Below are 24,931 nucleotides of genomic sequence, written 5' to 3'. Positions count from 1 at the left end.
ATGCTTTCCATGGAAAGTAAATTGCGTTGGATGCTGATCGCGGCGATCCCTCCGGTGCTGTGGGGAAGCACCTACTTCGTGAACTCCCACTTCATGCCCGCAGACTCTCCGCTCTGGGGGGCTGCACTGCGGGCCGCCCCTGCAGGGCTGCTGCTGCTCCTCTTCGTTCGACGGTTGCCCTCGGGGTCGTGGTGGTGGCGCTCAGCCCTGCTCGGACTTCTCAACATCGGCGGGTTCTTCCTGCTGATCTTCCTGGCCGCCCAACTGCTCCCCAGCGCCGTCGCGTCGTCGGTGATGGCCCTGGCGCCGATCGCGCTGACCCTCAGCGCCTGGGGGCTGCTCGGGCAGCGGCCGACCGCCGTGCTGCTCGCAGGGGCCGCGCTGGGCGCGCTCGGAGTCCCGCTCCTTGTCGGTGTGGGGTCGGGCAACTTTCAGCCGTGGGGCCTCGCGGCCTCTCTCGGCGCGATGGCCATGAACAGCGTCGGCTCGATCCTTGCCAGGCGCTGGCAGGGCGACATCCCCATCCTGCACACCACCTGCTGGCAGTTGCTGTGGGGCGGAGGGGCGCTGGTCGTGGCGGCACTGCTCCTCGAGGGCACTCCCCCGCACCTTGGCCTGCCCCAGATCGGCGCCGTTGCGTACCTGTCGATCCTCGCGACCGCGGTGGCCTACCTGTGCTGGTTCGGGGCCCTCGCACACCTGGACGCGGGGGTGGTTGGCGTCGTGGGACTGCTCAACCCGGTTGCTGGCGTGACCGTCGGACTGCTGGTCGGGCATGAGCACCTCGGCGCGACCCAGTGGCTCGGGCTGGCGATCGTGCTCGGCTCCATGGTGGCCGTGCAGGCGCATGCGGCGCGCCGCCGTCCCGCAAACACGCACCCGGCCCCGGCACCATTGGCCCCGCGCCACACCGGTCGCGGGTGAGCGGGTCGCGCACGTCCCGGACCCGCACCCCGGCTCAACTCCGGGGAGGTCCAGATGGCCCCGGCGGCGGCTGGCGCCCTGGCTGGGCGGGGCCGCCGGGTCGCGGTTGACCGCCAGGAGGCGCCGGGTTCGGCCGCGGCGGTGGTCCGCCCGACCCAGGGGATGCGAACTGCGGCCCTGGAGGCGGTTGCCCCTGCCCGCCCGGGTTCCCGGGCGGTCGAACCGCTGGGCCCTGCGTCGGGGGTCCACCCTGCGTCGGCCCCCGGAAGGGCGGCGACTGCTGGGCCGGGCCCGCGAAGGGTGGCCGACTCGCGTTCGCGGACCCCGACCACGGGTCCGCGGAGAGCAACCGATCGGCCGACGGCGGTGCCTGCGCGGCCGAGGGCCTGGAGCGGCGGCGACGCCAGATCAGCACCCCCGCGACCGCGCCGAGCAGCAACACTGCTGCCCCCACGACGATGGCAATGCCGACCCCGGCGGCGCCGCGCTGCTTGTCCTGGTAGGCCGAAAGGCTGCGGCGGGCCTGGTCGAGGTCGCCCGACTCGAACGCCGAGCGCGAGCGGTCGAGCGCCTGGTTCGCCCCGAGCACCGCCCGGCCGATCCCGACGAAGGGGCCGTCGCCGCGCTGCGCCGAGCGGATGGCACCCGTCAGGTCGAACAGGACGTCCTTGGCCTCGCCGAGCGTCTTCACCGCCGCGTCCGGGTTCGCACCATCCGCGCCGTCATAGGCCGCGCGCACGCTCGCGGGCACCTTCAGCCCGACCTTCTCAGCGCTCGACTGAAGGCCTCCGGCGGACTCGGGCAGGTCGCCGAGGCCCGCCAAGGACTTCTCGGCCTCGGCGAACTCCCAGCCCGCCATCTGCGCCCGTAGCGCCTTGGGCGGCAGCCAGGCGCCGTCCTTCTCGTCGATACCGACGTACGCCGCCCGCGCCGCTGCCCTCGGCTCGAGCGCCTTGGCCTGTTCCGCGTCGAAGACCGACTGCGCCACGTACGCGTCGGCGGCCTTGGCGTTGCCTCCCCGGACCTCCACGAGGTCGAGGAAGCGCCGTTGGTCGGTGATCGCGACGCCGTCCGCCGCGCCTGGCTCCTCGTAGGCGGACTCCCCGCGGACGGCCCCGCTCAGCACGCGTGCCACCGCCTCGTCGTCCAACCCGTCGAGGAGCAGCCTCATGGTGCCGTGCGACGTCGGGTACGCGTAGTCCTCCTCGGGCGTCGGGTCCGCACGTGGGGTCCACTGCCACTGCCCGAGCGGCAGCGAGCCCTTCCCGGACCCCGGCTTCGGGGTCACCAGCGTGGCCCCCACCCCGTCGCTCGCACGGTACGCGACGAACGCGGCGATCCCCTCGTGCAGCCACCGCTCCTTGAGCCTGTCCTCGCCGAGCCAGGCGCTGGTGGCCTGGCGCAGCACGTCGTGGGGGCTCTCCTTCTCGGTGACTCCCGCCGTGCGCTTGTCGAGGAGTGTGGTGTACCCACCGAACGTGTAGACCGACAGGTCCTCGAACAGCGTGACCTCGGCGCCCTCCCACTCGACCCCCATGAGCTTCTCCAGCCTCGGCAGCCCCTCGGTGAGCGCCCGCTCGGTGCTGTCGAGCCACTCGCCGTCCCCCGGCAGGGCCTCCAGCGCGATCGTCGCCTTCCCGACCTTCACGGTTCGGCCGTCGTTGACGGAGGGGTCGCGCAGCACCAGGTACGCCCAGTAGTTCGCCACCGGGGAGTTCTTCGAGGTCCACACGGTCGTGTCCCCGTCGGGCACCCCGGTGTAGCCGGGGTCGTCGGTGATCAGTTGCATCGAGGTCGGGGCGACGACCTCGGCTGTCGTCTTCCCGGGGTCGCCCTCGATCCAGAGCCCGATCCCGGCGTAGCCCCTTCCAATCCTCGTGTAGTCCTTCGCCCGGAAGGGTGCGCCGGGCACGGTATAGGTCAGCACGATCGTGCCCGTCTCGCCGTACTTCAGTTCGGGCACCGTGATGGTGGCGACGCGGATGTTCGGATCCTTCTGCGTGACGTCGGCCAGACTCACCGTGAGCGCGGCACCGCTCGAGGTGGCCTTCACGCTCTCCGCCGAGGCCGGGATGTTCGTCTTGACGGTCGTCACGAGCCACCTGCCGCCCGGGTTATCCGGCGTCACACGCGTGTCGGTGTTGGTCACGGTCATGGTGATGGTTGCCTGCACCGAGGCCCCGTCTTCGCTGATCACGTAACGACCGTGGCCGACCTCATCGCGCCCGTTCTCGTCGGCCTCGGCCGTCGCGGTGGCGACCATCGTGCCAAGCACCCCGCAGACGAGACCCGCCGCGATCCCTCGACGCCAACCCAGCATGTGCGACCTCCCCAGACTCTCGCTCGCCCCGAGTCTAGGGACGCCTCGAGGTCATTTCCCCTTGTCGGCCAGCAGTGAGGGTGGGTACTCCCCGATCCGACCGAGCGCGCCCTGGATTCGCGGCACAATCAGGTATGGGCACCCGCATCGAGGACTACGCGTTGGTGAGCAACGCCCGCACCGCTGCGCTGATCTCACGCACGGGCGAGATCGACTGGTGGTGCGCGCCCCGCTTCGACTCGGCCTCCATCTTCGGTGCGCTCCTCGGCGGCGAGGACCAGGGCCGCTGGTCGCTGCGCCCCACCGACCCGGACGCCGTCGTCACCCGCCGCTACGACGGCGACACCTTCGTGCTCGTGACGCGCTGGACGACGCCGCAGGGGGTCGCCGAGGTGATCGACGCGCTGCCCATCGGGCCAGACACGACACTGATCCGCCGCATCCGGGGTGTCTCGGGCAGCGTCGGGTTCCGCACCGAGGTGCGGTTCCGGTTCGATTACGCAAGGGCCGTGCCGTGGGTGAGCCAGGTCGGCACCGCGAACGAGCCAGCCCTGCGCGCGCTCGCGGGTCCCGACGCCGTGGAACTGCGCGGGCTCAGGCTGCACGGCGACGATCACCGTCACGTCGCCGAGTTCACGGTTGGCGAGGGCGAGACGCACGACCTGACAGCCGTCTGGTGGCCCTCGCACCAGAACCGGCCCGGCACCGTCGACGCCGAACGCGAACTTGAGACCACCCGACGGTGGTGGCAGGACTGGGCCGACCACATCCGCCAGGAAGGCCATCACATCGCGGGCGTCGTGCGATCGCTGCTGGTGCTGCGGGCGCTGACCGACCGGGCGACCGGCGGGATCGTCGCGGCCGCGACCACCTCACTGCCTGAGGCGATCGGCGGGAGCCGGAACTGGGACTACCGCTATGTGTGGCTCCGCGACGCCGCGCTCACGCTGGAGGTGCTCATCTCGCACGGCTTCGTGTCGATCGCCCACCACTGGCGCGACTGGCTCCTGCGGGCCGTGGCGGGCGACCCCGCGCAGGTGCAGATCATGTACGGCGCAGGCGGGGAACGCGACCTGGCCGAGCGCGAACTCACCAGCCTCCCGGGCTATGAGGGGTCGGTCCCGGTGCGGATCGGCAACGGTGCCGTCGAGCAGTATCAGGGCGACGTCCTGGGCGAGGTACTTATGGCCCTCGAGGCGGCCCGAGTCGCTGGGCTTCGGGAGACGAAGACCTCGTGGGCACTGCAGCGGGCCCTGCTCGAGGAGGTCATCGCGCGGATGGACCAGCCCGATCAGGGGATGTGGGAGATGCGCGGCGGCCCGCGCATGTTCACGCACTCGCGCGTGATGATCTGGGCCGCGCTCGACACGGCGGTGCGGGCCGTGGGAGAACACCGCCTGCCCGGCGACGCGGAGCACTGGGCAAGGTTGCGCGACGCCATGCGCGCCGAGATCGAGGCCTCGGGCTACGACGCGCAGCGGGGCCACTTCGTGCAGTACTACGACTCAACGCACGTCGACGCCGCGCTGCTGCTTCTCCCCCAGGTCGGCTTCTGCGCGCCCGACGATCCGCGGATGCTCGGCACCGTCGCGGAGATCGAGCGCCAGTTGATGCGAGACGGGTTCGTGATGCGGTACCGCAGCGACGACGGGGTCGGGGGCGGGGAGAACCCGTTCCTGGCGTGCAGCCTGTGGCTCGTGGAGCAGTACGCGATGAGCGGTCGCCTCGACGACGCGCACCGACTGATGGACCTGGTCGACGGAGCCGCCAACGACGTCGGCCTGCTCAGCGAGGAGTTCGACCCCGTCGCCCGGCGACAGACCGGCAACACGCCCCAGGCCTTCTCGCACCTGGCGTTCGTTCGCGCGGCGGACGCGCTCGCCGGACACGGCGGCCGGGGCGTCCACCGTCGCTGAACTCTCAGAGCGGCGTCAGGTCGCCGACCAGGTGCGGCTTGCCCTCCTTGTTGACGACCGAGAAGGCCCAGTCGCCGTCGGACTGCTCGGAGGCGAAAAACACCCTCCCCGGCAGCAGGATCGGCTTGGCGAACTGGACCCGCACCGAGTACGCCGACGGCAGCCTGCCACCCAGCGCCGCGAGCGCCCTGGCGTGCGTCCACATGCCGTGGATGATCGCCCGGGGGAACCCGAACAGCCTCGCGGTCGCCGCGGAAAGGTGGATCGGGTTCGAGTCACCCGAGACCGCCGCGTACTGGCGACCGAGGTTCGCGGGCAGTCGCCACATCTGGGACGGCTCCACCGCGGGCGCGGCGAGGCGTTCGGCCTTGACGGGCTCACCCGCAACCTTCGCGCCGGTGGCGAGGTAGTTCGAGGTGCCCTCCCAGACGAGTTCGTCGCCGACGTGGATCTCGCCGCGCATATCGAACACGGCGCCCTTGGCGTGCGGGCGGAGGTTGTCGGCCCAGACCTTGATGCGCAGAGTCTCGGACACCGAGACGCGCCGGTGCTGCGTCATCTCGTTGCTGACGTGGACCAGCCCGGCAAGCGAGAACGGGAAGTCGTCCTCAGCCATCAGCGCGGCCTGCAGAGGGAACGTCTGGACGTGCAGCCAGGTGGCGGGCACGTCGTCGCGTAGCGTGAAGCCGCAGACGCGGTCGTAGCCGGCCAGCAGCGCAAGGTCCTGCTTCTGGTCCATCAGGAGATAGCTGCGCTCTGGCAGCGCGCTGACCGACGCGCCACGCTTGGTGAGCGCCCCCGTCAGGCCCTTGACGAGCAGCTTGCCCGTGTCGGGCGGCGAGGAGAGGGAACGGACGTCGCGGCCCACGTCATGCCCCGATCAGGTTCTGGCCGCAGACCCGGATGACCTGCCCGTTGACGCCGCCGGAGGCGGGCCCGCACAGGTAGGCGAGGGTCTCGGCGACGTCGACGGGGTTGCCGCCCTGGCTCAGCGAATTGGTCCGCTTGAAGATCTCGCGCTGCACGAAGGGAATGGCCGCGGTCATCTCCGTCTCGATGAAGCCGGGTGCCACCGCGTTGATCGTGATCGGGCGGCCCTCCAGTTCGTCCTTGAGCGCCCAGACGTAGCCCATCACGCCCGCCTTGGAGGCCGCGTAGTTGGTCTGCCCCTTGTTGCCCGCGACGCCGGAGGTCGAGGCGATCCCGACGATCCGGGCCTCCTCGCCGAGGCCTCCCGGACGATCGCCGGCCAGGAGGAAGTCGTTGATCCGCATCTCGGCCGCGAGGTTCACGTCGAGCACCGCGGCCCACTGCTTCTCGTCGAGGTTGGCAAGCATCTTGTCGCGTGTGATGCCGGCGTTGTGCACGATCGCCCAGATCCTCGCCTCGTGGCCGTAGCGCGAGGCGATGTGGTCGGTGATCTTGGCGCCCGCGTCGGCCGCGGTGATGTCGAGTTGCAGCGTCGACCCGCCGATCTCGTTGGCGACCTTGGCGAGCGCATCCCCGGAGGCGGGCATGTCGACCGCGACGACCGTCGCGCCGTCACGGGCGAAGGTGCGGGCGATGGCCGCGCCGATGCCGCGCGCCGCCCCGGTGACCACCACGATCCGCTTCTCGAAGGGACGCGGCGTCAGGTCGTGGGTGACCTCGGCCGGCCCGACGCGCCAGGTCTGGCCGTCGACGAACGCGGAGCGCCCCTCAAGCAGGAAGGAGAGCGTCGAGGCGAGGTCGGAGGGCCGCACGCCCTCCTTGAGGAAGACCAGGTTGGTGGTCGCGCCGCCGCGCAACTCCTTGCCGACGGTCCGGTCGATGCCGTCGATGCCCTGCGCGACGGCCTTGGCCTCGAGGCCCTCGACCGCGGACGCGTCGGTCGCCAGGATGATGATCCGGCCCGACCCCTCCAGGGAGCGCATCACGGGGCGCAGCAGCGCCCTGATGCCCTCGAGTTGGGTGATCTGACGCAGCCCCGTCGCGTCGATGACGATGGCTCCCGGCTTGGCCGGGTAGCGGGGCGGCACGTCGCGGCCCTTGTCGTCCTTAACGCGTGCGCCGGGCTCGTCGAGGATCGGCTGGCCCGCGTCGATCCCGAGCAGTCGGAGGGTCTCGCGGGCGATGCCGCCGCCCGCCAGTTCGCCCAGCACGACGGGGCCGGTCGGCAGCACGCGGCCGCGGCGCAGCTTCGGCGGGTCGGAGAGGCCCGCCTTCCTGGCGACGAACTTGCCGGCGGGGGTGCCGTAGATCATTTCGAGAACGCTCATGTCATGCCTCCAGAATCGCGACGACGCCCTGGCCGCCCGCCGCACAGATCGAAATCAGGCCGCGGGAGCCCGGGCCCTTCTCGGCGAGCATCTTCGCCAGCGAGGCGACGATGCGGGCGCCGGTCGCGGCGAACGGGTGTCCGGCGGCCAGCGACGAGCCCTTCACGTTGAGCTTGGTGCGGTCGACGGTGCCGACGCCCGCCTGTTCGAGCGACTTGAGCGTCGCAAGGACGGTGGAGGCGAAGGCCTCGTGGAACTCCAGGAAGTCGAAGTCGGCGAGCGTGAGGGCGTTGCGCTCCAGCAGCACGGGGATCGCCTGGGCCGGGGCAAGCAGCAGGTCGTCAGCCCCGTTGACGTAGTCGCTCGCCGCGACCTGCGCGTCGATGACCTTGGCGAGCACGGGCCAGCCGCGGCCGCGGGCCTCCTCCTCCTCGGCGAGCAGCACGACGGCCGCGCCGTCGGTCAGCGCCGTGGAGTTGCCCGCCGTCATGGTGGCGGTGTCGCCCTTGCCGAAGACGGGGCGCAGCTTGGCGAGCGCCTCGCGCGTGGTGTCGGGGCGGAGGATGCCGTCCTTGGCGACCCGCAGGTACGGCGTGACGAGGTCGTCGAAGAAGCCCTCGTCCCAGGCCTTTGCCAGGTTGCGGTGCGACGCGAGCGACAACTCGTCCTGGTCCTCACGGCTGATGCCCCACTTCTTGGTGGTCATGGCCTGGGACTCGCCCATCGACATCCCGGTGCGGGGTTCGACGACGCCCGGCGGAACGGGCATCAGGTCGCCTGGACGGATCTTCGCGATCGCGGCCAGCTTCTCGGGGAGGCTACGGGCCCGGTTCAGGGCGAGCAGCGCCTTGCGCAGCGGCTCGGTCACGACGATGGGCGCGTCGGAGGCTGAGTCGACGCCTCCCGCGATCGCCAGCCTCGCCTGGCCGAGCTTGATCTTGTTCGACGCGTAGACGACCGCCTCGAGACCGGTGCAGCAGGCCTGCTGGAGGTCGCACGCCGGGGTCAGGGGCGACAGCGCGGAGCCGAGCACCGACTCGCGTGTCAGGTTGAAGTCGCGGGTGTGCTTGAGGACGGCGCCACCCACCACCTCGTCGACGCGCTGGCCCGAGAGCCCGAAGCGCGCCACGAGGCCGTCGAGGGCCGCGGTCATCAGGTCCTGGGCGGAGGCCATGGCATATTTGCCGCCTGCCTTAACGAAGGGGGTGCGGTTTCCGCCGACCACCACTGCGTTGCGTGAAGTCATCGTTGATCCTCTCGGGGATGTATCTGATACCGAGGGTAGCAGGTACGCATAGTTTCGGATACCCTGAGTGTCATGAACGTCACGGACATTCCCGTCGACGGGCGCGCCGCCCGCTGGGAACAACACAACGCCGATCGACGGCGCGCGTTGGTCGAGGACGCCGTCCGAGCGATCCGCGAACTCGGCCCCGGCGTCGGGATGGACGAGATCGCGGCGCAGGCCAAAACCTCCAAGACGGTCCTCTACCGGCACTTCGGCGACAAGGCCGGGCTGTACCGCGCAGTGGTCGCCTCCGTGCACGACTACATCCTGCGCAAGCTCCCGCTCGCAGAGGCGGAGCGGCTCGGCCCGAGGGAACTGGTCGCGTCGCTTGCCGACGCCTACCTCGCGGTGGTCGAGCGGGACCGCAACCTGTACCTCTTCGTCTCTTCACGCCCCACGGGCGAGACCCCCACCGAGGACCCCGTCCTCTCGATCACCACCAGGATCGGCAACGAGGTCGCCATCGCGCTGCGCGGCTGGCTTCGCTCCCAGGAACTCGACGAGGAGCCTGCCAACATCTGGGCCCACGGCGCCGTCGGCTTCATCTGGGCGGTCGCGGACCGCTGGATCGTGACGAACCTGAGAAGACCTCGCGCCGAAGTGGTCGCCTACATCGACCAGTTCTTCGCCCCCGCATTTGAAGCCCAACAAAGGAGTTGATTCGCAGATGACCATCTCACCCACCGGTGAAGCCCTCCGCAAGGTGCTCGACGGCCCCTTCCACGCCATCAAACAGCGGTGGCGCGAGGAGGTGACGGCCGACGACGTCGTGCGCGACACGGCCTACTCGATGGAGGAGGCACGCGACTGGGCGCTGGATCGCGTCATCAAACTGGCCGACCGTAGCTTCGTGACGGCGGGCTTCCCGACCGAGCAGGGCGGCACAGGCAACGCGGCCGACTCGGTGGCCAACTTCGAAATGGTCGCCATGGGCGACCTGTCGCTGACCATCAAGTCGGGCGTCCAGCACGGCCTCTTCGGCGGCGCGATCGTCAACCTCGGCACGCAGCACCACCACGAGACGTTCCTGCCCGACGCGATCAGCGTGTCGTTGCCTGGCTGCTTCGCCATGACGGAACTCGGCCACGGCTCCGATGTCCAGTCCCTCGAGACGACCATCACGTGGGACCACGAGACCGGCGAGTTCATCGTCGACTCCCCCACCCCGACCGCGACGAAGGCCTACATCGGCAACGCAGGGCGCGACGGCAGGATGGCTGCGGTCTTCGGGCAGTTGTACGTCGACGGCGAGCATGAGGGCGTCCACGTGGTGCTTGTGCCGATCCGCGACGAGCTCGGCGCAGACCTGCCGGGCGTCACCACGGGCGACCATGGCCACAAGGGCGGCCTGCTTGGGGTCGACAACGGCACCATCCGCTTCGACCAGGTGAGAGTGCCGCGGGTTATGCTGCTTGACCGCTATGGAGGCGTCGACGAGAACGGCGCGTACCACTCGCGCATCAAGTCGAAGAACGCCCGCTTCTTCACGATGCTCGGAACGCTCGTGCGCGGCCGGATCTGCGTGGGCGGCGGTGCGTCCTCGGCGGCCCGCAAGGCCCTGACGATCTCCGTCGACTACGCCAACCGTCGTCGCCAGTTTCGCGAGCCTGGCCTCGGCGAGGAGATCGCGCTGCTCGACTACCTGACGCACCAACGGCGCCTGCTGCCGAACGTCGCCGCCGCGTACGCCTTCGGGTTCGCTCAGAACCAGTTGTCGCTCGAGTTGCAGAAGGTGATGGAGGCCGAGGGCGCCGACCCGCAGGCGGCACGCGCGCTCGAGACGCTGGCGGCAGGCATGAAGGCACTGCAGACGCGGTGGGCGAACGACACGCTGCAGGAGTGCCGAGAGGCATGCGGTGGCGCAGGCTACATGTCGGACAACGCCATCACCCTGCTGCGCCAGGACGCAGACGTGTTCGCCACCTTCGAGGGCGACAACACCGTGCTGCTGCAACTGGTCGCCAAGGCGCTGCTGCTGCACTACAGGACCAGTTGGGGCGAGATGGACCTGCGCGGCACGGCGCAGAAGACCGCCCGGCTGATCGGCGGAACGGTTCTGGAGCGCACCACAGCCCGCTCGCTGATCGACCGGCTTGTGGCCTCTGCCAACCGGAAGCCTGAGTCGCAGAAGCTGCGGGCCCGGGGCTGGCAGATCCAGATGTTCGAGTTCCGCGAGGAGCATGTGCTCGAGGGCCTCGCGCAGCGGATGCGCGCGGCAAGCAAGGCCGACGACGCCTTCGCCGCAGTCAACCAGTGCCAGACCCACATGCTCGAGGCCGCGAAGGCCCACATCGAGCGCGTGGTCCTCGAGGCCTTCGTTGCCGCCATCGAGGAATGCGAGGACGACTACGTCAAGGCGCTGCTGGTCAAGGTCTGCGACCTGTACGCGCTGTCGACCATCGAGACGAACCGGGCGTGGTACCTCGAGCACGAGGCGTTCGACCCCAGGCGGAGCAAGTCGATCACGGCCGCCGTTGACGAGCTGTGCGGCGAACTGCGCGGCAAGTCGAAGGAGCTCGTCGAGGGGCTCGGGGTGCCGCGCGGCTGGCTGGTCCATCCGCGCACCGCCATCCCGCCGCTGATCGACCGCGACTGAGACACAGCGACTCGCCCCGCATCCCCTCGAGGGGATGCGGGGCGAGTCGCGTGCGGCTTCAGGAACCTAGCTCAGGTCCCCACGGCGCCGGAGAACGGCGACCGCGCCACCAACCGAGGCGATCCGGACCGAGCCACCGTCGGCACCCGTGTGCGGCAGCCCGGGACGGGACGGCTTCGACGGGGTCGGAGTGGGCTTCGGCGTCGGCTTCGGCGTCGGCTTCGGCGTGGGCTTCGGCGTGGGCTTCGGCGTGGGCGTCGGCGTCGGGGTAGGCGTCTTGGTGATCGTGTTGGTCACGGTCACGGTGACGACGTCGTCCGCCCCGATGGTGACGGTCGAGGTCGAGAGCCCTGGGGCGCCCCACTTCGTCCCGTCGATCACCGCTGGTGCGACCTCTTCGAGGGAGACCACAGCGCCGACCGGGAGATCGGCCGAGGTGACGACCGCGCCGTCAGCGGGCAGCGACAGCGACCCGGAGCCGGCCTCGTAGCCATCACCGGCCGGGAAGGTGTACTTCAGCGTGAACATGGTCCCCGCAGGAACCATCGACGCGCCATCACCCTCGACGATCTTCTTGGCCGAGAACTTCCCAACCTTCGGAACGTCCTTGGTGATCGTGTTGGTCACCGTCGCGGTCACGACCTGATCGGCACCAATGGTCACCGACGTCGGATCGATCACCGGCGTACCCCACGTCGCACCCGCAACCGGAGCAGGAGCGGCCTCCGTCAGCGCCACAACGGCACCAACAGGAAGATCACCCGAGGTCACGACCGTGCCGTCAGCGGGCAGCGACAGCGAACCCGAACCAGCCTCGAAACCATCACCGGCCGGGAACGAGTAGTCCAGCGTGAAGGTGGTCCCCGCAGGAACCATCGACGCACCATCACCCTCGACGACCTTCTTGGCCGAGAACTTCCCAACCTTCGGAACATCCTTGGTGATCGTGTTGGTCACCGTCGCGGTCACGACCTGATCGGCACCAATGGTCACCGACGTCGGATCGATCACCGGCGTACCCCACGTCGCACCCGCAACCGGAGCAGGAGCGGCCTCCGTCAGCGCCACAACGGCACCAACAGGAAGATCACCCGAGGTCACGACCGTGCCGTCAGCGGGCAGCGACAGCGAACCCGAACCAGCCTCGAAACCATCACCGGCCGGGAACGAGTAGTCCAGCGTGAAGGTGGTCCCCGCAGGAACCATCGACGCACCATCACCCTCGACGACCTTCTTGGCCGAGAACTTCCCAACCTTCGGAACATCCTTGGTGATCGTGTTGGTCACCGTCGCGGTCACGACCTGATCGGCACCAATGGTCACCGACGTCGGATCGATCACCGGCGTACCCCACGTCGCACCCGCAACCGGAGCAGGAGCGGCCTCCGTCAGCGCCACAACGGCACCAACAGGAAGATCACCCGAAGTCACGACCGCGCCGTCAGCAGGCAGCGACAGCGAACCCGAACCAGCCTCGAAACCATCACCGGCCGGGAACGAGTAGTCCAGCGTGAACACGGTCCCCGCAGGAACCATCGACGCACCATCACCCTCGACGACCTTCTTGGCCGAGAACTTCCCGACCTCGGGGGCGGGGGTGCCGCCCTCATTGGTCAGCGTGATCGCCTTGACGGACTTGTTGCCGCCGATGAGGAAGTCGTTCTCCGAGAACACAGGCGCGGCCCAGGGGCCTGGGATGGTCGGGGTGACCTCCTCCAGGTGGACCTTGGATCCGACGCTGTAGAAGACCGGAGCGGTCCAGACTGCGCCGTCCTTGACGGTGGCGGTCTGCTCGTCCATCTCGGTGCCCGACGGCAGCGTCACGACGTACTTCACCTGGAAGTCGTAGTCGGTCGGCTTCTGCGCCGGGTCGCCAAGCCAGTTCAGCTTCTTGGTGATCGAGAACGTGCCGACGGTGTCGCCACTGCCCCCAGCCGACCCTGCGTAGTTCTTGACCTGGTTGGAACTCGCCGTGACGGTGGTGTCGTCGATGGTGTAGTCCGCGGAGTTGGTGTAGGTCTCCGACGAAAGGCCGTCAGTGACCTCGCTCTGCATCCGCACCCGGTAGTAGTAGCCCCCCTCTGCGGTGAACGCGAGTTCGGTGCCATCCCCCGAGACGGTGTAGTCGCTCGTGGGCACGTCAGACCAGTCGGAGTCCGCTGGCTGCTCGGAGGCCGCTGCGGCCCGCTGCAGGGTCATGCCCTTGCTGATCGTCTGGTTGGGGCCGAGATGCTCGTTGACCGTTACCTTCTGCCCGGCCGTGAACCCCGCCGTGGGGGCCGGAAGCGTCATCCACCACTGGATGACAGGCTCACCGTCGGTGATGAACTGGCCATACTTGATGGCCGAGTAGCCGTCCCACTCGCAGTTCTCCGTGCATGGGCCTGCCGGCGGATTGACGGTCACGGTGAAGTCGGCCCCGCCGACCGTGTAGGTGTGGGTGGTCGTCTCGGTGACGACCGTGCGGATCTCAACCCAGAAGGCGAAGTCGCCCTTCTTGTTGTTCGGGTTCGCCACGAAGTAGGGCGCCGACGGGTCGATGTCACAGTTGATCTCGGTCTGGACAACCTCGCAGCGACCGATCTTGGAGCCGTCCGGCGCCTTCATGTCGAACCCCTGCGTCACTCCCCAGAGTTCCTCGGGCAGCGCGACCGTGAAGCCGGCATTGCCCGGCTCGAGGCTGTCGGGCAGCGCCCACTTGCCCGCGATCTGGACCTTCTGCCCGGCGGTGACGACGGTGGCCCCGAAGGTCACGTCAGAGATGGTCGCATTGTTGGCATACGGCGGAGCGGCGCTGGCCTGGGTGGTCATCCCGAGCGCCGTCAGGCACGCGGCGAGTATGACCACAAGCCACTTCAGCGGCGATCGCCCGGTAGATGTATGTGTACCTCTCATAATTCCTCGTCTGTCGAGTCGCCCCGGCCGGGGCAGCTGCGGATACCGTCGGCAGGCGACGGCCTCCGGCCGCCAACCCACATGCGGGCCAGCACCCGGGCCCCAGGGAGAGAGAGATGGGTGCCCAGGTGCCAGCCTGCGTGTCCCCCCGTTTGGCCTGCTGTCGATTGCCGCAACCCCGCCGTGCCGTGGCGAGGCGCTTGGGCGACACGTCCAACGCGGATGTGCACCCGTCTTTGGAACGAGTGCATTGGAAATATAGCCACGACTCACCCCAATGGGTGAGATCGATAACACCGGCTGGCCGGAAGTTAATGCCCTAGCCAATTAGTGATTGGCATACACAATCTGAGCCTCGAGCGGCCCTTGAACACGTTTTACGCTCACGCCTCTTGCGTCTGACGCTACTCATGCTTACTATGTACCAGTAATCAACATCACTGAGTACTGACGGAGGGTGCATGGGCAGGCAGGAAACCGAGCTACTCAAGGGGACGCTCGAGGGCATCGTGCTCGCCATCTTGTCCGGGCGACCTACGTACGGGTACGAGATCACGGCCTGGCTGCGCGACCAGGGCTTCAGCGACATCGCGGAGGGCACGGTCTACGCACTGCTGGTCCGCATTGAACAACGAGGCTTCGTCGACGTCGAGAAGGTGCCCTCAGAGAAGGGCCCTCCGCGCAAGGTCTACTCGCTCAACGCCGCGGGGCGCGCTCAACTCGAGGAGTTCTGGCAAAGCTGGGACCTCCTCACGCGACGCATCGCGCGTCTGCGCCCACCCATCCGACCCACCAACTGATAAGGACTCCCCATGGCAGCCAAGTGGTTCGAGGTCCTCACGGGACCCCTCGAACAGAAGAAGCAGTATCGGCGCGACAAGGCTCGCATCGACGCCCTTCCGCAGCCCTACCGCGGTGCCGCCCAGGCGCTGCAGCGGTACTTCATCTACTACGGGGGCATCACCGACGGCGATACCACCGTCACGATGCTCGGCGACCTCGCCGACCTGTGGGAACGCGCCGCCGCCGACGGCACCCCGGTCCGCGACATCGTCGGCCCCGACCCCGTCGACTTCGCCGAGACCTTCGCCGCCGCCTACACCGGCACGCGCTGGATCGACAAGGAACGCCAACGCCTCATCGAGTCGATCGACGAGGCCGAACGGGGTGAGCCCGAATGACCGCGGCCATCCAGGCGGACGGGCTGCGTAAGTCGTTCAAGGGGGTCGACGTGCTGCGGGGCGTCACCTTCGCGGTCGATTCCGGCTCGATCTTTGCGCTGCTCGGCTCCAACGGAGCGGGCAAGACCACCACGATCCGGATCCTTGCGACCCTGCTCCGGCCCGACTCCGGTACGGCCCGGGTCAACGGGCACGACGTGCAGGCCGAGCCTGCGCTCGCCCGCGCCTCGTTCAGCCTGACGGGACAGTTCGCGGCCGTCGACGAGGTGCTGACCGGGCGCGAGAACCTCGCCCTGGTCGCCCGGCTGCGCCACGTCGCCGATCCAGCGGCGACGGCTGCGGCGCTCCTGGAGCGCTTCTCGCTCGTCGATGCCGCGGACCGCAGGGTCGGCACCTACTCCGGCGGCATGAGGCGTCGCCTCGACATCGCCATGAGCCTGATCGGCGATCCCCCCGTGATCTTCCTCGACGAGCCGACCACGGGCCTCGACCCCGAGGCGAGGCTGGAGGTGTGGGACGCCGTCCGGGGGCTGGCCGCGCGAGGCACCACCGTCCTGCTCACCACGCAGTATCTGGACGAGGCCGAGCAACTCGCCGACCGGATCGCGATCCTGCACGAGGGACGCATCCTCGTCGACGGCACGCTCGCCGACCTCAGGGCGGTGCTGCCGCCCGCGGAGGTCACCTACGTCGAGAAGCAGCCGACGCTCGAGGACGTATTCCTCACCCTCGTCGGCACCAGGAAGGAGGCGTCATGAGCACGCACGCCATCGCGGACACCTCCGCGCTGCTCGGCAGGTCGCTGCGACACATCACGCGAAGCATGGACACCATCATCACCACCACCGTGATGCCGATCGCGTTCCTGCTGCTGTTCGTCTACATCTTCGGCGGCGCGATCGCCACCGGATCGGGCACGAACTACGCGACCTATCTGCTGCCCGGCATCCTGCTGATCACCGTCGCCTCCGGCGTCGCCTACACCGCCTTCCGGCTGTTCCAGGATCTGCAGGGCGGCATCTTCGAGCGCTTCCAGTCGATGCCGATCGCCCGCTCCAGCGTGCTGTGGGCGCACGTGCTGACGTCGATGGTGGCGAACCTGGCGTCGCTGCTGATCGTGACGATCGTCGCGTTCGTGATGGGCTTTCGGCCCACCGCCGGGCCGCTCGCCTGGCTGGCGATCGCGGGGATCCTTGCGCTGTTCACCCTGACGCTGACCTGGATCGCCGTGATCCCCGGGCTGACGGCCAAGACCGTCGACGGCGCAAGCGCGTTCTCCTACCCCCTGATCTTCCTGCCGTTCATCAGCTCCGCGTTCGTGCCGACCGCGACGATGCCCGGGCCGGTCAGGTGGTTCGCCGAGCACCAACCCGTGACGTCGATCGTCAACAGCCTCCGCTCGCTGATGACGGGCCGGGGCGTCGGCTCCGACCTGTGGGTCGCGCTCGCGTGGCTGGTCGGCGCGCTGCTTGTCGCCTACGTCGCCGCGATGCTGATCTACCGGAGGCGGCTCAGCTGAGCGTCACGTCGGCCGTGGGGCGCGGCAGTTCTATCCAGGTGCGGCCTGGCGCGACGAGCAGCGGAGCACCTGCGTCGGTGGTGAACACGAACGGCTCGGCGATGGCCCCCTTGCGCCACGTGCCCGCGACCGAGGTGCCGCCGTGCACGTACAGGAACTGCCCCTCCGCGTCGATCAGTTCGATGACGGGATCAGGATCGCCCTTGCCCTTCCAGATCTTCCCGTACTCCCACTTCGCCTTGACGATCAGCACGCTGTCCACGTCGACGCGGGTGCCGTCGGCGAGCACGTGCTCACCCCACGGCTGGCTGCGCAGGTAGCGGCCGGAGGCCTCGTCGTAGTCGTAGGACATGTCGTACTTGTGGGCGGGCCCGTAGGGGATGACGACGCGCGTGGCGGCCGCTCCCCCCGCGGCCGACGATGAGGCGGCGTCCAGGGCGAAGGTCAGGTAGGGGCCGGGTGCGCCCGCCTTCTCGGCGATCTCGGCCATCTTGGCCGGATGCGCCTGGATGGCCCGGTCGTACTGCGTCCTGCCGCCCGCGGTGTAGAGCCGCGCCTTGTCGACGCTGTAGGCGCCCGTCTTCTTGAAGTCCAGATAGGTCATCACCTCGAGGCGCTCGGAGTGCGCCTCGATGTAGTTGTTGACCCAGGAGGACGCGCCGGTGTTGCCGAGCACCGGGAAGATGGGCGACAGCAGAGGCACGTCGGCTGGGCGCATCGACCGGACCGGCCCGACGGCCTCGGCGAATCTGCTGTGGAAGATCGGACAGAGCCGCGTCGAGGAGTCGCCGTTGGGCGCGCAGATGACGATGTCGGCCTCGTTGAGCCCCAGTTGCGGCTGTTCGACCTTGAGGTTGGGCACCTTGACGGCGACCGCCGGACGGGTGAGCGCCGCGGGATCGGTCGCGGGGAGCCCCGTCAGCGGGGCCCTCAGCGCCGGGGTCGGCGAGGGCGATGGCGACGGCGTCGGGGCGACGCTCGGAGTCGTGGGCGCCTGTGTCGGGCTAGGGGTGGGTGTCTCTGCCGGCCGCGAGCAGCCCGCCACGCCGAGCACCACGGATGAGAGCAGCAGGCTGCGCCTCGTCACCTTCACGACCGCCCCCGATTCGTCGGCATCATCGGCTAGTGCGCGACGCCGATGTCGTCGCGGTGGAAGCCGCCTTCGAGGTTGACCTTAGCGAGCAGCGCGTAGGCGTTGTCGCGGGCCTCGGTTACGTGGGCGCCGCGACCCACCACGCCGAGCACGCGGCCGCCCGCGGAGACGAGTTGGTGGCCGTCGAGGCGGGTGCCCGCCTGCAACACGTAGGCGTCGACCTCGTCCTCGGGAAGTTCGATCGGGGTGCCCGTGACGGGCGGGCCGGGGTAGCCCTCGGCCGCCTCCACGATCACCACGGCGGCGCCCTCGCGCCACTCGAGCGGGTCGAGGTCGGCCAGGCGACCACACGCCGCCGCGTCGAGGACGCCGGCGAGCGGGGTCTTCAGCAGGGCGAGCACCGCCTGGGTCTCGGGGTCACCGAAGCGAACATTGAACTCGACGACCCGCAGCCCCTTGGAGGTGAGCGCGAGGCCCGCGTAGAGCAGCCCGATGAAGGGGGTGCCGCGGCGGCGCATCTCGGCCAGCGTCGGCGCGACCACCTCGGCCATGATCCGGTCGCTGAGGTCGGCGTCGGCCCAGTCGAGAGGAGAGTAGGCGCCCATCCCCCGGTGTTGGGGCCCTCGTCTCCGTTGCCCACCCGCTTGTAGTCCTGCGCGGGGAGCAGCGCGACGGCGCGTTCGCCGTCACAGATGGCGAAGAGGGAGACCTCGGGGCCGTCCAGGAAGTCCTCGATCACGACGCGGCCACACGACTCGGCGTGCTCGATGGCGGCCTGCCTGTCGTCGGTGACGACCACGCCCTTCCCCGCGGCGAGGCCGTCGTTCTTGACGACGTAGGGCGCGCCGAACTCGTCGAGGGCGGCCTCCACCTGCTCCAGGGTCTCGCAGACCCGCGCGGCGGCGGTGGGCACGCCGGCGGAGAGCATCACCTCCTTGGCGAACGCCTTGGAGCCCTCAAGTTCCGCGGCGGCGGCGCCTGGCCCGAAGGTGGCGAAGCCCGCCTCGCGCAGCGCGTCGGCCACGCCCGCCACCAGCGGCGCCTCCGGGCCGACGACCACCAGGTCGACGCCGAGCGCGCCAGCCAGGTCGACCATCGCCGACGGCGAGGCCGGGTCGGCGGCGTGCAGCGTCGCGATGCCCGCGAGCCCGGGGTTGCCGGGGGCGGCGTGGAGTTCGGTGACGGCCGGATCGACGGAGAACGCCCGGCCGATCGCGTGCTCGCGACCGCCTGAGCCGAGGAGGAGGATCTTCACGGCCGTCAGCCTAGCGGCGCGGCCGGTGGGCGACGTCGCGTGTTCGCGCGGGGTCGGCCCGAGGGCGCCGCGGACTCGTTGGTCGACGCCCCTGATCGCGCTGACTGGCAGAACTTTACCGGGCCCGGATCGTGCAGCGGTGAGACCCGCTCGGCGAGCGCGTCGAGACGTCCCGAATGACACATCCACACCCTTCGGCCGGCTCAGGCATCGGCGCACCCATCGATCGGCGCCGCACTCGCCTCCCTTTAGGGTGTCAACCATGCGTGAACGCCTGCGTCGCACCTACCTCAACCTCGGGACCGGCGAGTTGACGGCCACCGCCGTCTTTGTGATCGGCGCGGTGTTCGCGGTCCAACCCAAGCTGATCGGCACCGAGCAGATCGCGCTCTGGGCGGCGCTCGGCCCACTCGTGCTGATCCTCCTGCAGGCGGGTTGCTACTGGCTCCTGGCACGTGGCTGGCTCCTGGAACGGCCTGCGCCCCAGCCCGTCGTCTCGCTCTACCGGGTGCTTCGGATCCTCGACCCGATCGCCCTGCTCGCGGGCCTCATCCTCATCGTCGCCTTCTGGCCCGCGCGGATTGGCGTTGCGATCCTGGTGGTGGCGATCTGGCTGTTCGGCCTGGTCGAGTACGTCAACTACTACGTGGTGAGGCTGTCGTACCCGTTGGCGCGCTGGTTCACCGAGGTCGGCGCGTGGCGAACCCCGCGGCTCGTGATCGACCTGTTCGGGGAGCGGGTCAGCCCATCGTCTTCTGACCGTCGATCGCCTCGCGGATGATGTCGGCGTGGCCCGCGTGCTGCGCGATCTCGGCGATCAGGTGCAGCCCGACGCGGCGCACGGACCAGGAAACACCCTGCTCGAACCACGGGGCCGACGGCAGCGGGTGCGACACGTCGAGGTCAGCCTCGGCGAGGATCGCCTCGGTGGCGGCCGCGACCTCCAGCAGCCGGGCCCGCAGCACGTCGAGGGTCTCGGCGTCGCTCAGCGTGAAGCGGTCGTCGACCCATTCGCTGTCGGACCAGTCACCGTCGTTGCTCTCCCCCTCGGCCGCGACGGCGTCCCAGTCGACGTCGGACTCGTAGACTCCCCCGCCCTCGAACGCCTGGGCGCCATGGACGGCAAATCCCATCCACTGTTCCTCGGTGTCGGCGACGTGCTTCAGGAGCGAGCCGATGGTCAGCGCGCTGACGGTGCTCGCGGTGCGGGCCTGCTCCTCGGACAGCCCCTCGGCCGTCTGCAGCAGGAACCCGCGGTGGCGGGCGAGGGTCTCGATCAGATCGGTGCGTTCGGTCATGGCACCACGCTACGGGCCGGCCCCGACAGTTTCCCGGGGTGACCAACCGTTGAGCAGCATTGCGATCTCGATGCCCGAAAACGCGGTGTGCGCTGCACTTCTGGCGATCGACCTCGCGTTACTGCTCAACGCCAGGGTCGCCCCCAGCGTCAGCCAACAGGTCGGCGCGCTCCGCGGCCTCCTGCGAGCGCTGCACGAGCACCCGGAACCCGATGATCAGCAGCAGGAACCCGCCGCCGACGGGCACCGTCCACCACCAACCCCAGTTGAAGTCCTCCTGCCAGATCGCGACGACGACAGTCGCGACCATGAACAGGCTCAACAGTGTGACGAGGGTGACGACCAGCCTGCGGGTGGTCATCGCTCAGATCAGGTCGTTGATGGTCACCGACTCCTCGCGGCCCGGCCCGACGCCGATCCCGGAGATGCGGCAGCCGATCAGTTCCTCGAGGCGGCGGACGTAGGCCTGGCAGTTGGCGGGAAGATCGTCGAAGGAGCGCGCCTTCGAGATGTCCTCCGCCCAGCCGTCGACCAGTTCGTAGATCGGCTTGGCGTGGTGGAACTCGGACTGCGTCATCGGCATCACGTCGTGGCGCACGCCGTCGACCTCGTAGGCGACACACACCGGGATCTTCTCCCAGCCGCTCAGGATGTCGAGCTTTGTCAGGAAGATGTCGGTGAAGCCGTTCAGCTTGACGGCCTGCTCGACAAGCAACGCGTCGAACCAACCGCAGCGGCGCGGGCGACCCGTGGTCGCACCGAACTCGCCGCCCTTTGCGCGCAGCGCCTCGCCGTCCTCGTCGAAGAGTTCCGTCGGGAAGGGGCCCTCGCCGACGCGGGTCGTGTACGCCTTGGCGATGCCGATGGTCCGGTCGATCCTGGTCGGGCCGACGCCGCCGCCGGTCGTCGCGCCCGCCGCCGTCGGGTTGGACGACGTGACGTACGGGTAGGTGCCCTGGTCGACGTCGAGGTGGTGCGCCTGCGCGCCCTCGAACAGCACGACCTTGCCCTCATCGAGCGCGTCGTTGACGTAGCGTCCCGAGTCGACGATGTGGGGGCGGATCGTGTCGGCGTGCTTGAGCAGCGCCTGCACGATCTCCTCCGGCTCGATGGGGCGCCGGTTGTAGATCTTGACGAGCAGTTCGTTCTTCTGGGCCAGAGCCGCCTCGACCTTCTGGCGCAGGATCGACTCGTCAAGGATGTCCTGGATGCGGATGCCGATCCGGTTGACCTTGTCGGAATAGGCGGGGCCGACGCCGCGGCCGGTGGTGCCGATCTTCCGCTTGCCGAGGAAGCGCTCGGTGACCTTGTCGAGCACCTTGTGGTACTCGGTGATGATGTGGGCGTTGGCCGAGATCAGCGGGTGCGGGACGTCGACCCCGCGCGAGTGGAGGACGTCGAGTTCCTCCGCAAGCACGTCGAGGTCGACGACGACGCCGTTGCCGATGACGGTCGTGGTGTCGGGGTTGAGGATGCCGGAGGGCAGGAGGTGAAGGACGAACTTCTCACCACCGACGACGAGGGTATGGCCGGCGTTGTTGCCGCCCGAGTAGCGGACGCACACGTCAACGCGTTCGCCCAGAGCGTCGGTCGCCTTGCCCTTGCCTTCGTCGCCCCACTGGGCGCCAACAACAACAACACTCGGCATGGAAGTCACATCCTTGGCACATGCATAGAGGAAGCCCCACAAGATTCTCCCGGGGGCCTTGCGACCGCAGTCTACCGGAGCGCCGTCCACTGGGGATTGCCGATGACCAAACCTTCCGCCTCACATCTCCACGACGGGCGGGATCGTGCGTTGTCAGGACGCGGTCATCTTCCGTGCCCCCGCGTCACCCCGACCGGCCGCGACGGGCGACGGATCCGGTTGTCCGGCCGGCACGTCGTCCCGCCGGACGAGGGCGCCGCTGCACGATCGTGCCCCCGGGCTGTGATCTCGCGTCGAACCCTCCCATTGGCCGTCAGGTCGATGCCAGAATGGCAGTGTGCGCCCCGCTTGGCGCCCAGTGCAACGACGCAGGAGGCTCTCGTGAAGAAGCTCATCAACAACCCCGACAACGTGATCGCAGACGCCCTGAAGGGCATCGCCGCCTCGGACAAGGACGTCCGGGTCGACTTCGAGAATCGCGTGATCTACCGGGCAACCCCGAAGGACGGCGGAAAGGTCGCCATCATCTCCGGCGGCGGCTCCGGCCACGAGCCCATGCACGGCGGCTTCGTCGGCACGGGCATGCTCGACGCGGCCTGCGCGGGCGAGGTGTTCACCTCCCCCACCCCCGACCAGATGCTCGCCGCCACCACCACCGTTGACAACGGCGCGGGCGTGCTCCACATCGTCAAGAACTACACCGGCGACGTGATGAACTTCGAGATGGCCGCCGAACTCGCCGCAGACGCGGGCATCGAGGTCGCGACCGTCGTCGTCGCCGATGACGTCGCCGTCCAGGACTCGCTCTACACCGCGGGTCGACGCGGCGTCGGCACGACCGTCCTCCTCGAGAAGATCGTCGGCGCCGCGGCCGAGGAGGGCGGCGACCTCGCCTCCATCCAGGCGCTCGCGCAGAAGGTCGCAGACAACGGCCGCTCGATGGGCATGGCGCTCACCTCGTGCACCGTCCCGTCCGCTGGCAAGCCGACCTTCGACCTGCCCGAGAACGAGATGGAGATCGGCATCGGCATCCACGGCGAGCCGGGCCGACACCGCGAGCCCATCGGCGACGCCCACTCGGTCGCCGAGCAACTGGTCCAGCCCATCCTCGCCGACCTTGATTTCACCGGCGCACCCGTCATCGCCATGCTCAACGGCATGGGAGGCACGCCGCTGATCGAGCTGTACGTGATGTACGCCGAGGTGATCGCCCTCCTCGAGGACGCCGGGGTAAAGGTCGAGCGCAACCTTGTCGGCAACTACATCACCAGCCTCGAGATGGCCGGCTGCTCGTTGACGCTGCTTCGCGCGGACGACGAGATGATTCGCCTGTGGGACGCCCCCGTCCAGTCCGCGGGGCTACGGTGGGGCCTGTGAGTGCAACTGAGGTAACCCTGGATCAACTGGCCGCATGGCTCCGCCGCTTCGCTGAGATCGTCGAGCAGAACAAGGCATATCTGACCGACCTTGACTCCGCGATCGGCGACGCCGACCACGGGGCGAACATGGCGCGCGGCACCGCCGCGGTCGTCACCCATCTCGACGAGGCCAACACCGTCGATGCCCTGCTGAAGAAGGCGGGCATGACGTTGGTGAGCACCGTCGGGGGCACCAGCGGCCCGCTGTACGGGACGCTGCTGATGAAGATGGGGATGGCGACCGGCGCGGTGACGGAGCTCTCCGGTGAGGAGTTCTCCAAGGCGTTCCACGCCGGCCTCGAGGGGCTGATCGCGCGGGGCAAGACCGAGCTCGGCGACAAGACCATGGTCGACGCGCTGACGCCCGCGATCGAGGCCTTCGACGCGGCACTGGCCGACGGGGCCGACGTGCACGCCGCTACGGAGTCCGCGGCCAAGGCCGCCGCCGCCGGGCGCGACGCGACGACCCCGCTCGTCGCCCGCAAGGGCAGGGCCAGCTACCTGGGCGAGCGCTCCGCAGGCCACATGGATCCAGGGGCCACGTCGTCCACCTACCTGTTCGACGCGTTGGCTGAAGCGATCGGCACGTAGATGGCCGTCGGAATCGTCGCCGTCTCGCACAGCCGCCCCCTCGCGGACGCGGCCGTCGAGTTGGCGCTCCAGATGGTCCACGGCGACCCGCCGCCCATCAGGGTGGCGGCGGGCACCATCGACGGGGGCCTCGGCACCGACGCGACCGCCGTGATGGCGGCCATCGGCGAGGTCGACCAGGGAGACGGCGTCGTCGTCTTCGTCGACATCGGCTCGGCGCTGATGAGCGCCGAGCTCGGCATCGAGTTGTACGGCCAGCCCGACTCCGACGTCCGGATCCTGCCCGCGCCATTCGTCGAGGGGCTCGTCGCAGGCGTGATCCGCGCCGTCGGCGGGGCCACGATCGACGAGGTCGCGGGCGAGGCGAACAACGCCCTGCTCCCGAAACTGGGAGCGGTCGGCGAGCAGCCTCCGGCGGCCACGCAACAGGTCTCCGCGCAGGACGGCGAGGCCTCGGCCGAGGCGGTGCTTGTCAACGAGACAGGCCTGCACGCCCGACCAGCGGCGCTGTTCGTGGCGGAGGCGAGGAAGTTCGACGCCGACGTGCAGGTCAGCAACGGCGTCATCGGGCCGGTGTCTTCCACCAGCAGCATCGGCCTGGCGACGCTCAACGCCCGCAAGGGCGACACGCTGCACCTCATCGGAACAGGACCCGAAGCCAGGCAGGCGGTGGACGCCCTCGCGGCATTCATCGTTGGTGGCTTCGGCGAATAGCACCAACGCCGGGCGTC

Annotated in this window: 22 protein-coding genes and 1 pseudogene; 12 read left to right on the top strand and 11 right to left on the bottom strand. The window is 69.2% G+C overall.

All coding sequences use genetic code 11. The features are described from left to right. Nucleotides 1–9 precede the first annotated feature (9 nt). Nucleotides 10–924 (top strand): DMT family transporter, encoded by a 915-nt coding sequence (locus BW730_RS00385; protein WP_077684577.1) that lies wholly within the window; start codon nt 10–12, stop codon nt 922–924. 34 nt (nt 925–958) lie between these two features. Here the strand turns inward: BW730_RS00385 and BW730_RS00380 are convergent, their stop codons facing one another. Then, nucleotides 959–3,244 (bottom strand): hypothetical protein, encoded by a 2,286-nt coding sequence (locus BW730_RS00380; protein ID WP_145952654.1) that lies wholly within the window; start codon nt 3,242–3,244, stop codon nt 959–961. Nucleotides 3,245–3,378: 134 nt separating this feature from the next. Between BW730_RS00380 and BW730_RS00375 the strand changes: the two genes are divergently transcribed. Next, nucleotides 3,379–5,160, top strand: a complete 1,782-nt coding sequence (locus BW730_RS00375) for a glycoside hydrolase family 15 protein (protein ID WP_077684575.1) — start codon at nt 3,379–3,381, stop codon at nt 5,158–5,160. Between the two features lie 4 nt (nt 5,161–5,164). On the opposite strand, the gene BW730_RS00370 is transcribed toward BW730_RS00375, so the two are convergent. From BW730_RS00370 to BW730_RS00360, 3 genes are read right to left on the bottom strand one after another with little or no spacing between them, the layout of a single operon-like run. Beyond that, nucleotides 5,165–6,028 carry a MaoC family dehydratase gene (locus BW730_RS00370; RefSeq protein ID WP_077684574.1) on the bottom strand — a complete coding sequence of 288 codons (864 nt, stop codon included), beginning with the start codon at nt 6,026–6,028 and terminating at the stop codon, nt 5,165–5,167. A gap of 1 nt (nt 6,029) precedes the next feature. After that, entirely contained in the window at nt 6,030–7,418 is a 1,389-nt protein-coding gene (locus BW730_RS00365) for a 3-oxoacyl-ACP reductase (protein ID WP_077684573.1), read from the bottom strand. 1 nt (nt 7,419) lies between these two features. Continuing rightward, nucleotides 7,420–8,664 (bottom strand): acetyl-CoA C-acetyltransferase, encoded by a 1,245-nt coding sequence (locus BW730_RS00360; RefSeq protein WP_077684572.1) that lies wholly within the window; start codon nt 8,662–8,664, stop codon nt 7,420–7,422. A gap of 72 nt (nt 8,665–8,736) precedes the next feature. On the opposite strand from BW730_RS00360, the gene BW730_RS00355 reads away from it, so the two are divergent. Further along, nucleotides 8,737–9,366, top strand: coding sequence for a TetR/AcrR family transcriptional regulator (locus BW730_RS00355; protein WP_077684571.1), 630 nt, complete (start codon nt 8,737–8,739; stop codon nt 9,364–9,366). 7 nt (nt 9,367–9,373) lie between these two features. Beyond that, a complete protein-coding gene (locus BW730_RS00350) occupies nt 9,374–11,302 on the top strand; it encodes an acyl-CoA dehydrogenase family protein (RefSeq protein ID WP_226996918.1) in 1,929 nt (642 codons plus the stop codon). A 66-nt stretch (nt 11,303–11,368) separates the two neighbouring features. Here BW730_RS00350 and BW730_RS00345 read toward each other — a convergent pair whose 3' ends face one another. Beyond that, on the bottom strand, nt 11,369–14,278 hold the full coding sequence (locus BW730_RS00345; RefSeq protein WP_145952653.1) for a DUF5979 domain-containing protein: 2,910 nt from the start codon (nt 14,276–14,278) through the stop codon (nt 11,369–11,371). A gap of 380 nt (nt 14,279–14,658) precedes the next feature. On the opposite strand from BW730_RS00345, the gene BW730_RS00340 reads away from it, so the two are divergent. The 4 genes from BW730_RS00340 to BW730_RS00325 are packed head-to-tail and all read left to right on the top strand — an operon-like array spanning nt 14,659 to nt 16,897. After that, nucleotides 14,659–14,997 carry a PadR family transcriptional regulator gene (locus tag BW730_RS00340; RefSeq protein WP_077684569.1) on the top strand — a complete coding sequence of 113 codons (339 nt, stop codon included), beginning with the start codon at nt 14,659–14,661 and terminating at the stop codon, nt 14,995–14,997. 12 nt (nt 14,998–15,009) lie between these two features. Then, nucleotides 15,010–15,378, top strand: coding sequence for a DUF1048 domain-containing protein (locus BW730_RS00335; RefSeq protein WP_077684568.1), 369 nt, complete (start codon nt 15,010–15,012; stop codon nt 15,376–15,378). After that, entirely contained in the window at nt 15,375–16,136 is a 762-nt protein-coding gene (locus tag BW730_RS00330) for an ABC transporter ATP-binding protein (RefSeq protein ID WP_077684567.1), read from the top strand. The genes BW730_RS00335 and BW730_RS00330 overlap by 4 nt, the downstream gene beginning before the upstream one ends. Next, nucleotides 16,133–16,897, top strand: a complete 765-nt coding sequence (locus BW730_RS00325) for an ABC transporter permease (RefSeq protein WP_077684566.1) — start codon at nt 16,133–16,135, stop codon at nt 16,895–16,897. Before BW730_RS00330 ends, BW730_RS00325 begins: the two co-directional genes overlap by 4 nt. Here the strand turns inward: BW730_RS00325 and BW730_RS00320 are convergent. The 3 genes and pseudogenes from BW730_RS00320 to BW730_RS00315 all read right to left on the bottom strand — a co-directional run. Then, a complete protein-coding gene (locus tag BW730_RS00320; protein WP_077684565.1) occupies nt 16,890–17,990 on the bottom strand; it encodes a DUF3048 domain-containing protein in 1,101 nt (366 codons plus the stop codon). The two genes, BW730_RS00325 and BW730_RS00320, sit on opposite strands and share 8 nt — an antisense overlap. A 29-nt stretch (nt 17,991–18,019) precedes the next feature. Further along, a complete protein-coding gene (locus BW730_RS20105; RefSeq protein ID WP_335340869.1) occupies nt 18,020–18,391 on the bottom strand; it encodes a phosphoribosylglycinamide synthetase C domain-containing protein in 372 nt (123 codons plus the stop codon). A gap of 66 nt (nt 18,392–18,457) precedes the next feature. Further along, nucleotides 18,458–19,509: pseudogene (locus BW730_RS00315) on the bottom strand (phosphoribosylamine--glycine ligase); the annotation flags it as partial. On the opposite strand from BW730_RS00315, the gene BW730_RS00310 reads away from it, so the two are divergent. Further along, nucleotides 19,508–20,026 carry a hypothetical protein gene (locus BW730_RS00310; RefSeq protein ID WP_077687464.1) on the top strand — a complete coding sequence of 173 codons (519 nt, stop codon included), beginning with the start codon at nt 19,508–19,510 and terminating at the stop codon, nt 20,024–20,026. The pseudogene BW730_RS00315 and the gene BW730_RS00310 overlap by 2 nt on opposite strands. Here the strand turns inward: BW730_RS00310 and BW730_RS00305 are convergent. The 3 genes from BW730_RS00305 to BW730_RS00295 form a co-directional block, all read right to left on the bottom strand. Continuing rightward, on the bottom strand, nt 19,986–20,543 hold the full coding sequence (locus tag BW730_RS00305; protein ID WP_077684564.1) for a DinB family protein: 558 nt from the start codon (nt 20,541–20,543) through the stop codon (nt 19,986–19,988). The genes BW730_RS00310 and BW730_RS00305 overlap by 41 nt on opposite strands. Nucleotides 20,544–20,661: 118 nt before the next feature. Continuing rightward, entirely contained in the window at nt 20,662–20,904 is a 243-nt protein-coding gene (locus tag BW730_RS00300; RefSeq protein ID WP_077684563.1) for a hypothetical protein, read from the bottom strand. 3 nt (nt 20,905–20,907) lie between these two features. Next, nucleotides 20,908–22,191, bottom strand: coding sequence for an adenylosuccinate synthase (locus tag BW730_RS00295; RefSeq protein WP_077684562.1), 1,284 nt, complete (start codon nt 22,189–22,191; stop codon nt 20,908–20,910). A 381-nt stretch (nt 22,192–22,572) separates the two neighbouring features. Here BW730_RS00295 and dhaK point away from each other — a divergent pair, with 381 nt between their 5' ends. From dhaK to dhaM, 3 genes are read left to right on the top strand one after another with little or no spacing between them, the layout of a single operon-like run. Further along, complete coding sequence (gene dhaK / locus BW730_RS00290) at nt 22,573–23,568, top strand: dihydroxyacetone kinase subunit DhaK (protein ID WP_077684561.1); 996 nt, start codon at nt 22,573–22,575, stop codon at nt 23,566–23,568. Beyond that, nucleotides 23,565–24,200: a dihydroxyacetone kinase subunit DhaL gene (gene dhaL, locus BW730_RS00285; RefSeq protein ID WP_077684560.1), complete on the top strand. Its 636-nt coding sequence runs from the start codon at nt 23,565–23,567 to the stop codon at nt 24,198–24,200. The genes dhaK and dhaL overlap by 4 nt, the downstream gene beginning before the upstream one ends. After that, entirely contained in the window at nt 24,201–24,914 is a 714-nt protein-coding gene (dhaM, locus tag BW730_RS20455) for a dihydroxyacetone kinase phosphoryl donor subunit DhaM (RefSeq protein WP_077684559.1), read from the top strand. It begins immediately after the preceding gene. The last annotated feature ends 17 nt before the right edge of the window (nt 24,915–24,931 follow it).

This window comes from Tessaracoccus aquimaris, assembly GCF_001997345.1.
Classification (GTDB): Bacteria; Actinomycetota; Actinomycetes; order Propionibacteriales; family Propionibacteriaceae; genus Arachnia; species Arachnia aquimaris.
The sequence above is the reverse complement of the archived record's forward strand: the minus strand, read 5'-3'. Positions and strand labels throughout refer to the sequence as shown.